Origin of the sequence: Blautia parvula (genome assembly GCF_020215665.1) — a bacterium.
Lineage (GTDB): Bacteria > Bacillota > Clostridia > Lachnospirales > Lachnospiraceae > Blautia > Blautia celeris.
On the sequence record NZ_CP084061.1, the window covers coordinates 3,435,428 to 3,449,202 of the forward strand.

At 36.5% G+C, this 13,775-nt stretch carries 11 protein-coding genes and 2 pseudogenes; 3 read left to right on the forward strand and 10 right to left on the reverse strand.

Annotation, left to right across the window (positions count from 1 at the left end; genetic code table 11):
* The first annotated feature begins 3 nt into the window (after positions 1-3).
* Both LC508_RS15850 and LC508_RS15855 read left to right on the forward strand, forming a co-directional pair.
* Complete coding sequence (locus LC508_RS15850) at positions 4-978, forward strand: extracellular solute-binding protein (protein ID WP_103732074.1); 975 nt, start codon at positions 4-6, stop codon at positions 976-978.
* A gap of 235 nt (positions 979-1,213) precedes the next feature.
* Positions 1,214-2,698 (forward strand): nucleotide sugar dehydrogenase, encoded by a 1,485-nt coding sequence (locus LC508_RS15855; RefSeq protein WP_118594102.1) that lies wholly within the window; start codon positions 1,214-1,216, stop codon positions 2,696-2,698.
* 40 nt (positions 2,699-2,738) lie between these two features.
* Here LC508_RS15855 and LC508_RS15860 read toward each other — a convergent pair.
* Positions 2,739-3,014 (reverse strand): annotated as a pseudogene (locus LC508_RS15860) (transposase domain-containing protein); the annotation flags it as partial.
* A 26-nt stretch (positions 3,015-3,040) separates the two neighbouring features.
* Here LC508_RS15860 and LC508_RS15865 point away from each other — a divergent pair.
* Positions 3,041-3,289 (forward strand): annotated as a pseudogene (locus LC508_RS15865) (transposase domain-containing protein); the annotation flags it as partial.
* Between the two features lie 89 nt (positions 3,290-3,378).
* Here the strand turns inward: LC508_RS15865 and LC508_RS15870 are convergent.
* From LC508_RS15870 to LC508_RS15910, 9 genes are read right to left on the reverse strand one after another with little or no spacing between them, the layout of a single operon-like run.
* Entirely contained in the window at positions 3,379-4,584 is a 1,206-nt protein-coding gene (locus LC508_RS15870) for a VanZ family protein (RefSeq protein ID WP_054353591.1), read from the reverse strand.
* A 9-nt stretch (positions 4,585-4,593) separates the two neighbouring features.
* Entirely contained in the window at positions 4,594-5,550 is a 957-nt protein-coding gene (locus LC508_RS15875) for an ATP-grasp fold amidoligase family protein (protein ID WP_158587335.1), read from the reverse strand.
* A gap of 58 nt (positions 5,551-5,608) precedes the next feature.
* Complete coding sequence (locus LC508_RS15880) at positions 5,609-7,138, reverse strand: lipopolysaccharide biosynthesis protein (RefSeq protein WP_054353588.1); 1,530 nt, start codon at positions 7,136-7,138, stop codon at positions 5,609-5,611.
* Positions 7,139-7,171: 33 nt separating this feature from the next.
* Positions 7,172-8,200 carry a dTDP-glucose 4,6-dehydratase gene (rfbB, locus tag LC508_RS15885; protein WP_054353587.1) on the reverse strand — a complete coding sequence of 343 codons (1,029 nt, stop codon included), beginning with the start codon at positions 8,198-8,200 and terminating at the stop codon, positions 7,172-7,174.
* 21 nt (positions 8,201-8,221) lie between these two features.
* Complete coding sequence (locus LC508_RS15890; protein WP_103732094.1) at positions 8,222-9,436, reverse strand: O-antigen ligase family protein; 1,215 nt, start codon at positions 9,434-9,436, stop codon at positions 8,222-8,224.
* A complete protein-coding gene (locus tag LC508_RS15895) occupies positions 9,393-10,571 on the reverse strand; it encodes a glycosyltransferase (protein WP_103732093.1) in 1,179 nt (392 codons plus the stop codon). Before LC508_RS15895 ends, LC508_RS15890 begins: the two co-directional genes overlap by 44 nt.
* Positions 10,572-10,588: 17 nt before the next feature.
* Positions 10,589-11,737: a glycosyltransferase gene (locus tag LC508_RS15900; protein ID WP_054353583.1), complete on the reverse strand. Its 1,149-nt coding sequence runs from the start codon at positions 11,735-11,737 to the stop codon at positions 10,589-10,591.
* Positions 11,738-11,754: 17 nt separating this feature from the next.
* Positions 11,755-12,639: a glucose-1-phosphate thymidylyltransferase RfbA gene (gene rfbA / locus LC508_RS15905; protein ID WP_103732092.1), complete on the reverse strand. Its 885-nt coding sequence runs from the start codon at positions 12,637-12,639 to the stop codon at positions 11,755-11,757.
* Positions 12,640-12,692: 53 nt separating this feature from the next.
* Positions 12,693-13,754 (reverse strand): polysaccharide deacetylase family protein, encoded by a 1,062-nt coding sequence (locus tag LC508_RS15910; protein ID WP_186971050.1) that lies wholly within the window; start codon positions 13,752-13,754, stop codon positions 12,693-12,695.
* Between the last annotated feature and the right edge of the window lie 21 nt (positions 13,755-13,775).

Here is a 13,775-nt window from a genome sequence, read left to right on the forward strand (position 1 = left end):
GGGATGAAGAAAATATTAGCGGGGTTAGTTGTTGTAATCATGGCTTTATATTTTGCGATAAATAAGCAGGAAAGCAATACTTTAGTGATCTATTCTGCGCTGGAGCAGTACAGGAATGATGATCTGAAGGCTCATCTGGCTGAGAAATTCCCGGATTTGAATGTGCAGATCATGTATATGCCCACTGCTAAGGTTGCTGCTAAGATTCAGACAGAAAAAGAGCACTCCGATGCGGACATTGTGCTGGGGGTTGAGACCGGGTATATGGAGAAAATGAAGGACTCACTGGCTGATGTGGCAGAATATTCACATTTGGATTATATTGACGGTATGCTGCCGGAGCATGGGAAGTATTTGATATGGGAAAGTTATGGGGGCGGATTTGCGGTAAATACGGAGATTTTGAAGAAATATGGGATTGCGGAGCCGAAGACTTACGAGGACTTGCTGAAACCGGAATTTAAGAATAAGATATCTATTCAAAATCCAAAATCCAGTTCTACGGGGTATAATTTTTATCTGAATCTCAGGAATATATGGGGGGAGAAGAAGACGCTGGAGTATTTTGATAAGCTGAATGATAATGTGAAACAGTATTCCGAGTCGGGTTCCGGGCCGGTGAAGCTGCTGATTCAGGGGGAGTGCGCTGTGGGTACAGCGCTTACTTATCAGGTGGTGACGGAAATCAATAATGGCAATCCGCTGAAGATGATCTATCCGGAATCCGGATCGCCGTATTCGCTGGATGGGGTTAGTGTTGTGAAGGGGAAAGATGATAAGGGGGATGTGAGGGATGTGTTTGAGTATTTGGTGAATGAGTATTTGGTTTATGATAAGGACCATTATAATCCGGGGAAAATATTGAAGGGGCAGAAAAGTGAGATGGAGAATTATCCGGATGATATTAAGTATGCAGATATGACGGGGATTGATGATTTAGGGTTGAAGGATGAATTGCTTGGGAAGTGGAAGTATTGAGGGGATTAAAAAATGGGAAGGAGTTCAGCAGGGCGATGGCCCTGCTGAAATTGTTTTTTATGTTATTTTAAGCAACATTTTTTCTAATCTTTAATCAATATTTAATTAGATTTAATTTTCTCATTGCTTTTTTTACATATATTTGTTATTATTTATATGTTTAAAATCAAATATAAAGCCTTAGTTTTTGTTGTTTTAAATAACATATTCATATATAAGAAAGGAATACATTCATATGAGAAAATTATCTCTTGCTCTTCTGGCTAAACAAGTAATAAACTCCAGAAAAGAAAAAAAAATCACGCAACAGCAATTGGCCGACCTTACCGGTATCAATCGCGCTATGCTCAGCCGGTTGGAATCACAGGATTATATGCCGTCCATTCCACAATTAGAAAAGTTGGGGGAAATTCTGGATTTTGAACCATACCTGCTGTTCGTAAACGAGCCTGCCGCTAAAACTCCGGAAACATGTTCTCCATTGAACATAGCTGTTGCGGGTACGGGATACGTTGGATTGTCCATTGCGACTTTATTGGCACAACATAATCATGTAACTGCTGTAGATATTATTCCGGAAAAAGTTGATTTGATCAATAATAAAAAATCTCCTATTCAGGATGATTATATCGAAAAATATCTGGCAGAGAAAGATTTGGATCTGACAGCCACTCTGGATGGAGAAGCTGCCTATAAGGATGCTGATTTTGTAGTTATCGCTGCGCCTACTAACTATGACAGTAAAAAGAATCATTTTGATACATCTGCTGTAGAGGCAGTCATTGAATTAGTTCTCAAAGTAAATCCGGATGCAATTATGGTAATTAAATCTACAATTCCGGTAGGTTATACGGCTAATGTCCGCAAAAAGTATAACACCCGTAATATTATCTTCAGCCCGGAATTTTTAAGAGAATCCAAGGCATTATATGACAATCTGTATCCCAGCCGTATTGTTGTATCTACTGATAAATCAGATGAAAAACTGGTAGAGGCTTCTCATACTTTTGCTGCGCTTCTTCAGGAAGGTGCTATAAAAGAAAATATTGATACTTTATTTATGGGATTTACGGAAGCGGAGGCTGTTAAATTATTTGCCAATACTTATTTGGCTTTGAGGGTATCTTACTTTAATGAATTGGATACTTATGCAGAAATGAAAGGGTTGGATACTAAGGCTATTATTGATGGTGTTTGTCTGGATCCGCGTATTGGAACACATTATAATAATCCGAGTTTTGGGTATGGAGGGTATTGTCTGCCAAAAGATACAAAACAGCTGTTGGCAAATTATGATGAGGTTCCGCAGAATATGATGAGTGCGATTGTGGAAAGTAATCGTACGAGGAAGGATTTTATTGCGGATCGGGTGCTTAATATGGCTGGTTATTATGATTATTATAATAGTGGAGATTTTTCACCTGAACAAGAAAAAGAATGTATCATTGGCGTATATAGGCTGACGATGAAAAGTAATTCTGATAATTTTCGGCAGAGCAGCATTCAGGGTGTTATGAAACGTTTAAAGGCTAAAGGGGCTACTGTTATTGTGTATGAACCTACGCTGGAAAATGGGACTACATTTTTTGGAAGTAGAGTTGTTAATGATTTAGAAACATTTAAAGAAAAGGCACAGGCAATTATTGCCAATAGATATGATATTTGTTTAGATGATGTGAAAGATAAAGTGTATACAAGGGACTTATTTCAAAGAGATTAAGTAAACGCACCATAGTGGGTACTGTCATTTAACTTGCCGCTCAATCGAGCGGCAATGAGTTTTTATTTTTTCTGCAATCCGCTGGCAGATTTTCTGACCAAGGAAGCAGGTTTTCACAAAAGTCATCATTCTTATCATCAAGATGTTTTGGGATTTCTGTCAGAAGATATTTAAAATAATCATAAGGCTTCAGGTTATTCACTTTTGCTGTCTCTGCCAAACTATAGATTATGGCACTGGACTCAGCTCCCGCGATAGTATCGATCATCACCCAGTTCTTCTTTCCGATACAGAATCCCCGGATAGATTGTTCACTGAGTTATTCTCATATGTGGATAAGCTGCGGAGAATGCGATCCGCCCATTCGCAGTTGGCCGTAAGAACTGGCTGTTTAGCAGTTCCGTAGATGGTGCGAATGCCAGTGCAGTCGTTTACACAATGGTTGAGATGGCCAAAGCACACGGATTGAATATTTATGGATATCTTAAATTTCTGTTGGAACACCGGCCAGGTAAAGATATGACCGATGAACAGCTGGCAGAGCTGGCGCCTTGGAGTGAAAAACTTCAATCTATCAAAAATCGCATGTGAATTATAGTGAATTACTCCAACTCGCAAAGGGCTGGAGTAATTTTAAATTTTACCGCGGTATTATTTGGCGGTTACCTTGAGGATGATTGTTATTGGATTAGTTCACTCAATACCGGACGGAAATACTTCTTCCACACCCAGTCACCGTTCTTGTAGTATCCTGTCACAATAGCGGTGATTGAATACTCTGTTGGTAGAGGCCTCATTGCAACTCGATAGTCTTCGAAACCTTCGATCTCGTAATCCTCAAAGGTGAAGCCAAGGTTATCAAACTCGTACTGGATACGGTTTTCCGGTAGGCGGTCTGGTTGTGTTGTCCACAGTTGATACTGAATACATGTCGAACCATCTTCCTCAAAATCGAAGCCAGAATCAGCAATCCAGTAGAGATTACCTTTGTACTGGTATACACTGCAATGGTTTTGAGCAACAAGGAGATGACCATTTTCAGTTATTTCGTTATTTGCTTGTATTCCCGGATTGGTTGTGTACTTTACTTCTCCATCGATGAGATAGCATCCGGTGGAGTATATTCCTATTCCCTTGAAATCTACACAGATTTCATAAGAAGAAGATGGAACAGTTGAGATATCTGCTGAGAAACCGGAAGTTGAATAATCATATTCGCAAGAAAAGTATTCGCTGTCATCTCTAGTTATTCCTGTTTCAGTAGGAAGTATCAATTTTTTGTCATTCTTCAAAACTATCGAATAAACAGTTGGGTAACCTTTTCCGATGATAAAACAATGCCCTTCCAAAGAATTCTCCGTGACCGAAGTGATTTGAAACTCATATTCTTTTTCAAGAATTTGCTCTTGAGGTTTGACTACAAAAATACAGACAAGAATACTTGCAATTGCAAATGCAGGTAGAATAGATTTTTTCATCCATTCTTTGCCATGCCTTTGTATGAACTGATAAAGAAAAATGCCTAAATAACCACCTAAAGTATTATTGATTATATCATCAAATTCAAAAAGTCCTCTATGCGTAATTAACTGGGTGATCTCAATTCCACTTGATATCAAGAAACATACAATAATGGCGTAGCTTTTTTTTCGTAATAAAATACTTAGTATGTATCCTGTCGGGATAAATAATAGTATATTTAAAATAACTTCATTCAAAAGAATGGAATTACCATTAAGTATCATATGATATGACCAAAATGGCAGAATTCCATTTTGTTCTATAATACTTGGTTGCCTTGAATAACATGTAACGTACATAACGGAGAACAAGCAGATTATAATACAACAGATATTGAGTATTAAGATGATTGACTTTCTAATCATCCCTGTCTCTTAACGGATACACCTTGTTAGATCTATTAACTCTGCATATGTAAAATACTCATCTGTTGGATCCATTCCATTGCATGGTGTGAAAGTCATTTCTCCAAATAATATTTTTCCATTGATATTATATAAATCAACTCGAACATAAGGAAAACCTTCGCTAAGAACTTTTGCTATTGATAACATTTTCTCCCAGTTTTCAGGTTTTACAGGTAAACTATCATACTGTTCTCCTGTAACCAAACTTAACCCTTCATTTCTTGTCCAATCTGGTTTTACAACAACAGATTTGAACTGATGAGTTGCAGGTATTCTGTCGCCAATCACCTCAATAAGTTTAGGGTATCCACCAAAGCAATGAAACTTATAATCAAACAGACCACCATCCATCTGTTCAATATAGGTTTCGGCCATTATTTTCGGTTCAATTCTCTCATACTGCATTTCCAAATTTATATAGGCATAGTTTCGTTTCATCCAGAAGTCAAATTTTTGCTTTGCTTCTTTTATATTTAGGTTTTTTTTATCCCTAACTACAGTATTCCATGTTGAACCGTGATTTGCTTTTAGCACAAATCTGTTAGGTAAACTATCAAAATCTATGTCATCAAACGAATCCCATATTCCAAGGATTGGAACTAAGTATTCTTCGCCTATTTTTTCTTTTATCCATTCTCTCACTAATACTTTGTCTGTCAATCTAGTCCGCATGGGATCTTTATCATATATTTTTTGCCATGAAATTTTATCATTAAATGAAACTGGATGATTCAAATTAATTTCTTTTCCTGTTGAACTTTTGTACATCTCCTTTACTATTGTAGGATATCTTTCTTCGCCCACCTTTGAAAAAAACTGATACAATGTGTCATCGTTTTTCGTCGCTGTATCAAATACTCTTTTGAAAATTAACGGTATTCCTCCTAACCTATAATAAAATCGTAAGGTATTCAAAAGACTCATAGGTATATTCTCCTCTCTACACAAGGTTACTCTGAACATGACTTTAGAGCAACACGCATTATCGTTTTATTAGAAGTTTCTTACAATAAATGTAATTGTCAGTTTTTCGATAAAACGTATAGTATAACAGTAATGGAATAACAACACAAACCACTGCACGTATACACAGCACTATTACTTTTCCAGAAAATAAAAAACTAACTCCTTTACAAATAAGTAATGTCACGATACATATTCCTAAGTTCACAAGAGAATACTTTAACTGATATAAATAGAATTCTCCGGCTGATCGCTTAAAGTAATGCTTAAATGTTATTTGCACGCTCCAAATATAATTACAAAAAAATAGTGATATGATTGTTGCAGTAATAATGCCATATATGCCAAACATTTTTCCTAATGAGTAGTTCAGCACAAAGTTACATACGGACTCACCTAGAGCTCTCCACTTTGATACCCAAAACAATCCGCTAGTATCTGCGTACATACTTCTCATGTCACCAAGTTTTAATAAATAGAAATAAACTACAAATAATACAACCGCTACATTAGGAAGCATCATTTGCTCACCCATCCATATTCTCATGAACGGTTGGTATAAACATATGAGACATGTGGAACACCATCCTGCAAGGGAAAGATATAAAAAATCAACGCGTTTTAGTTCATTGAAATTTTCATCTTTACTACGTGTTGCAACATGATTTCCAATTCCACCAATTAGTGAAGCTGACACAACACTAAGCATAGTAATAACAGCAGATAGTATATAATAGTAGTTATTGTATATCGCTGTTAATGAAAGTCCCAAAAAAGCAGAAACGAAAATACTATCGAGTGAATTTCTTGTTACCCCGCATAGTTTACTAATAAACGTGCCCGCCACTTGCTTTTTTAATTCTGCTATCTGTGACGAGGGAACATTTCCAGCGCATTTGCTTAATTCTGGGAAAGCCTTTTTTACAGTATATGCAATCCATATATTATTTGTAATAGTGAGTAACGGTATAAGTGCAATGTAATAAATGTACGATTTTGTCAGGAAAAGCACAGCTACTCGCAACACCGTAAAAAACAATGTAACTAGTGTATTTCGATTACTATTTAAATCATCTCTCTGGTTTGCCGTAACCAAAGGCAACAAATACGCGAACAAAAAATAACTAATTACTGTATTAAAGAGATAGATTAAATACAAAAGCGTAATGTTTATCCCTTCAGGAACACTACCAGTAATTAACCGTGGTAGAAATGGTATAATACATAAACCGAGAAAGAGAACAACTATTCCAATTATTCTATATACTTTTCTGTAGAAGTTAAGTATTGCATTAACTGCTTTGGTATCGCCTTCTGCAACTGGCTTATACATACAGTATACGATTGCACTGCTTATTCCCATTTCCGATAAACTAAGCACGGTAAGAATAGATGAAAAAAGGCTGTCTAATCCTAAATACTGCGCTCCTATTACACGTTGAACTATTGTTCTTGTTATAAATGGGCAAAGCATTACTACAAATTTATTGATTGTTCCCGCTATCATATTACGCTTTGCTTTTTTTACGACTCCAAAGCTATTCGCCATTGTTCTTCCCTTCTTGCTTTCATTGTGAGATTATTACTCCCTGTTGTTATACATCTCTTCGTAGTACTTCATGTAATCACCACTAGAGCATTCCCTCATCCAGTCCATATGATCTTTATACCACTGAACTGTCAGCTTGATACCATCAGCAAACATTGTGGTTGGACCCCAACCAAGTTCTGCATTAGCCTTAGAAGGATCAATAGCATAACGTTTATCATGTCCCTTGCGGTCTGTTACATAGGTAATAAGGCTTTCTGGCTTGTCGAGTTCTTTCAGAATAATCTTTACGATTTCAATATTTGCCTTTTCATTGTGCCCACCGAGGTTATAAACTTCGCCAACTTTACCCTTTTCAAGGACAGCAAGAATGCCGTAGCAGTGATCTTTTACATACAGCCAATCGCGAACGTTCAGTCCTTCGCCGTAAACTGGAAGAGCTTTGTCCTGGGAAGCATTATTGATCATCAGCGGAATCAGCTTTTCCGGGAACTGATAAGGTCCGTAGTTATTGGAACAACGGCTGATAGTTACAGGAAGACCGTAGGTTCTGTGATATGCCATAGTCAGCAAATCTGCAGATGCCTTGGATGTAGAGTAAGGGCTTGATGTATGAATCGGTGTATCCTCATGAAAGAATAAATCAGGTCTATCCAGCGGAAGATCGCCATACACTTCATCCGTACCAACTTGATGGAATCTCTCCACCCCGTACTTACGGCATGCATCCATCATAACCTGAGTACCGAGAATATTTGTTTCAAGGAAAATTCCTGGATTCTCGATAGATCGATCAACATGAGATTCCGCCGCGAAATTTACTACAATATCCGGATGCTCTTTCTCAAAAATGTCAAAAATACCTTCTCTATTTCTGATATCTTCTTTATAAAACACAAAGTTCGGATTCTTCATCGCATCGTTAAGTGTATGGATATTTGCTGCATACGTAAGTGCATCCACACATACTACTTTCCAGTCAGGCCTTTCATCTAATAATAAATACACAAAGTTGGAACCAATAAACCCTGCTCCACCTGTTACAAGTACTGTCTTGTTCATTTATTTTCCTCCAAAAACTAATTAATACTGTGCATCTGTTCTAATTTTTTCGTATATAGATTCTACTATTGCTACTCCAAAGACAAAAAATGCAAAATATGTCTTATTGCCATAGTCTAAAACAGGCTCTAACATCATTTGCAAAACATAAAGTGCTATCCAGCAAATCATAGGGATTGTAAACTGCTTAGGTAAATCATAGTTTTTTATTAGCTTAATACATTTTTTTATTGGTGAAAGCAGAATCGCAATAAGCAATAATGCCAATACCCATCCTCCCAAATCATACGAATCAAATACCACATTGTGAATTTGACCATTCATAACTGTATTTCTGATATTATAGCCGCCAAAGGGATATTTCAGAAATTCATGAAAAAAAAGCTGATATCTGCTGCCTCTTCCCCCACTTACTATTCCAGTAAACTTATCCTCATATAGCAATCTATTTAATAAATTGCTACCAAAAAATTTTGTTTGAACGTCAAACCAGTTAAAATAGAACATCGCCACTACCAAAAGAATAATTGCAATTAAACCAAGTATTGCGCCATGCCCTCTTCGCATCGCATAGAATACCAATACGACTATTAATATTGCGATAAATATCAAGCCTGTTCTAGATGATGCAATTAAGAAGCTTGATAACGAGAGTACCAAACCGGCTATAGATAATACCTTTTCAATCAGTTTTGATTCCTTAAAAATACAAAAATACCAAAAGAACATACCAATTGACAATACTGCCCAAGCGGCAATCTGTGTTGCAGCGACTACTGATCCGTTTCCATACCAATACTCATAAAAACGTCGGCTATCTATCATCACTGAATTGGATACTGTTAAATATGCCTGTAATGAGAATCCGAAACTTCCAGCAAGTAAATATCTCGGGATAATCGATATCACATCTTGAGATGATAGTTTTCTAGTTATTGCTTTTCCAAATAAGTAGCAAATAATCATATGCCTAAATAGACCTATATCGAATGATCCCACCACTATCAAATATGCCAGAGTATATATCAATCCGAATGCAGCTATTGTAATTCCTAATCTTGTATAATGTACAGTAGACTCTTTTGCTACAAACAATAACGCTACGCTATAAGCAAGCATTAAATACGAAATGATACTATGCCGACCTAGGAGGTTTAAGGTATATGAAAATATTATTAAGCATGGAATGATTTCATAAAAAATGACATCCTGTCTTCTCATTTTTGATAAGTCCATAAATCAAATCTCTCCATAGTTTATTCTGTCTTTCTCTTTTAAATTGCTCTCTCGATGGCTTTTCTGAAAGGAAATCATTTTTCTTTAATGTTTGCAACGCATTAAAAACTTCTTCTCCTGTCGTACATGCAAAGCCATTTTTAAATTGTAAAACCATTTTTGACAAATCAGAGTTTTTAGGTCCAACAAATAATATGGGCCTATTTATAAAAATGTAATCATACAGTTTTGTTCCTAACGCATGATTTCGAGAGTCAATTATCAAGCACACATCTGATTCGGCTATCTTTTGAACTCCTACTTTATAATCAACAAACCCTGTTGTCTGTAATACATCTTGAGCAACATTCGCTTTATTCAATAATGAATCCGCTTGGCTCTCTCTGCTTCCAACTTGAAGCAAATTTGCCTTTTTTCCAGCATCCAGATACTTTTTCAATCCTTGTAAAAAGATAAGTGAGTACTTGTCAGAGTAATAAAACATTTTTCCAAATCCCGTAATAACTAATGTATCTTCCATCTTTGTATGAGGATTGTCAAGTTTAATACTCTCAACGATTGCATCGTCATATCCATTTTCGATTTTTACGAATTTAGATCTCTGCAGCGGATAAAATTTTTTAAACAATTTCACCCACCCATCGGTTACTGTCGTAACTCTAGTGGCATTTGCTACCGCTGTTCGTTCATCCAATAAATGAACAATTCGTTCTACCATCGTACTACGACTGTACCAACCTTCACGAATATCAAATATCCACGGATCCCTAAAATCTAATATGCTTGGGACTCCATGTTTTTTTGCAGTTTTGGTACATGCAAATGTAAAAAATGGGCCACCACTGATAATTACTATATCTGGATGGCATTCCTTAATCATACCCTCAACAGCAGATTGATATTTCTTCTGATTTACACGAAACGTGTTTAAATTGTTCTTAAAGCTTCCTGACTCTGTACAAATATCTACGAATGAAGCCTTTTTTATATATGCCGGCAGCTCACCCTTTTTCCGATTAGTTACCAGAAATATATTATCCTTTTTCGACATATATGCAGCTAAGCTTGAGATTCTAAGTGTTCCAACACCTTGATCTGGTGGAAATGCAGCTGCAACTAGTAGTATATTGCTCATTTTCAATGCCCTTCGTTCTATCTCTTTTTCAAAACCGATTGATAAACTTCATTAACGTGTTTGATAAATGAATCCGCACCATACAATTGAATAGTTGTTTCGCTAATAAACTTGCTATCATAATTATCAATAGAGCAATAGACCTGTTCGAGTGCGTTAGCGAGAGCTTCTTCATCACCAACATCTATAATATAGCCGAATCTATTATCTTCATTAAAAATCTCATCGAATCCTCCATTTCTAGTTCCTATCACAGGAAGACCGCAAGCCATTGCTTCGATATATGAAACGCCGAAAGTTTCTTTGAAACTAGGAAGGACAAAAGCATCCGATTCTTGCATAAGTTCAGCAACTTTTTCTCTTGGCAATGTACCGGTTAACTTAATTCTGTTTTCCTCACCAAACTCCTTTATTAGACCTGCTAGTTCGTTTTTATAATTGCCTTGCCCAACAATCATTAGCTCGACTTTTTCATTATGGCAAAATGCCTCATGAAATGCCTTAATTGTTAATTGATGTCCTTTTCCTTCAACTAATGAACCCACAGATACGAATCGAAAAACGCTATGATTTATTCTCGGTTTAAAGGTGAACAATGGAGATAAGATATTACTAACAACCCAAACATCTTCTCTTTTAAAACGTTTGACCATACTATCACGCAAAGAATGCGATACCGCTACAACCGCATTAGAATAATTAATGGTTTCTTCAAGTGCTTTTTTATGGTAGCTGTCTAGTTCACCCAAAACATTACTGTAGTGTTCTGTATAGACAACAGGAATGCCGTATCTATTACGTAATTTGGTAATAGACGTTCCTGCTGGATCATATGAATGGACATGAATAATATCAATTTTATGTTCAGACAATACCCGTTTAAGAAGTCGGTCATAAGCAATGGCTGTACGTTCAAATTTTTTATGGAATCTATCGCATCCGTATGAAGGGACATAATATCTATACGTTAATAATCCATCTTCATCCTGTTTGGTAATCTTATATAAATGGTGTGTTGAAAAGCCTCTTACTCCTACAGTTTCGCAGTAAGCCATTACAACATTATTACCATCATTTTTTAAAGCCAATGCCTGTTCCTTGAAAAAAGAACCCAAAATGATATTGCTTGGTGAATTATACCATGATGGAATTACTAATATATTCATACGGATTCCCCCTGACTTTAAAAGATTATTTGACCACTAGCCACTGCTTTTAGGTGCAGACCATATGGGGATTTTCCATATTTCTCTGCAGATTTTAATAAATATTCTTTATTGATCCATTTCTTACGATATGCTATCTCTTCCGGTGCCGAAATCATTACCCCTTGTCTCTGCTCTGTGATCTGCACAAAATTTGTAGCCTCTACTAGACTGTCCATAGTTCCGGTATCAAGCCACGCAAATCCGCGTCCTAAAACCTGTACCTTTAAAAGCTTTTCATTTAAGTACATTTCATTAAGAGTAGTGATTTCCAGTTCTCCTCTTGCAGATGGCTTAACATTCTTTGCCCACTCACTCACACCTGTTGGATAAAAATATAATCCAGTAATACAATAATTGCTCTTAGGTTTCTGCGGTTTTTCCTCAACTGAGAGGATATTCATTTTTTCATCGAATTCCATAATTCCAAAACGCTCAGGATCATGAACGTAATAACCGAAAATCGTTGCATATCCATTTTCTGCATTGGCAACAGCATTGTTGAGAAATCCTGAGAGTCCCCCGCCATAAAAAATATTGTCACCAAGAACCAACGCACAAGGCTCGTCTCCGATAAATTCTTCTCCAAGGATAAATGCCTGAGCAAGCCCATCTGGACTAGGCTGAACCTTATAAAATAAACTGATACCGAACTGGCTACCGTCCCCAAGTAATCTTTCAAAATTTGGCAAATCAGACGGTGTGGATATTATAAGAATGTCTCTAATCCCAGCAAGCATTAAAGTTGAAAGCGGATAATAAATCATCGGCTTATCGTAAATAGGCAACAGCTGCTTTGAAGTAACCATTGTCAAAGGATAAAGACGGGTTCCTGCACCGCCGGCTAAAATAATACCTTTCATATTCGTCTCCTAAATTAATTATCGATGTATCTCTCTATTGATTCTTAGTTATACTATAGTTTTACCCTCTGTATCTGCCCAGGTTTTACTTCTATCATTTTTTCAGGACATTTATTATTTACATTTGACAAGTCAACCAAAAGTGATAAATCTTGGGTAAAAATATCAAGTTCTAAATTCTTTGGATCAACATAACAAATAACATGCCCATCAAGCCAATAGGCCTTTGCGACACAGGATTGTCTTTCAGCTAGATACTTAATAACCTCTGTAAATTTCGCAATCCATAAATCATTCTCGCAAGATTTCAAATATGCTAAATGCTCGGAAGCTTCAGCAGTAGTAATTGTTTGATAACCTTTGGTTATATCGTCGCTGACATTATGCCACATCTCAATCAGCCACTTATTATTCTCTCTAGCTTTATCGACCCAGCTTTGACGCATTACATTCGGTGATTGCTCAGACTTATCACATATACCCATTCGTTTTAAGTTAAACCATGAACCAGGGTTATTCGCCGTATCGCTCAATATTTCTAAATCATTGTAGCCACGCGAACCTTGTGCAACACCAAGATAACCTGATTCTTTAAGAACCTGATACCCAAGTCTACACATTTGGTTTTCTGGGCAAACATAAGCTATTGTTTTTCTTTTGGTTATTTTCTCAAAGAAAACTTGAGAATGGTATATCTCATGCTTTAGCGCCGTCATATCAGATGAGATATGCGTCCCTTCTTCCATACGTATATGGTTATATGAGTGATTAACAAGTTCAATATAAGGATCGTCGTTTAATTCTTTCCAGAATTTCATATGTGGAGCAACATTTTTTACTGTTCCTGCAACAGTAATAGGTAATGAAAACTTATTTGCTAACGCTTTCAAAGCTTTAGCCGTTTTATAAACTCCATCATCCGATATTATCGTTACAATTCCGCATTTATTCTTATATACCGGTGCAATTCGCACATTTAATTCGACTGCGCCATCAGGAACAATAAATGGTTCTAAACATGGCTTTTTTTTTCGTCTCTTTCCGCCTGGGAAAAGATACACATATTGCACCAAGAAGAAATATACTTTTTTTATTAAATTTTTTATTTTTCCCATACTATTGCCCTTTCACTTCTT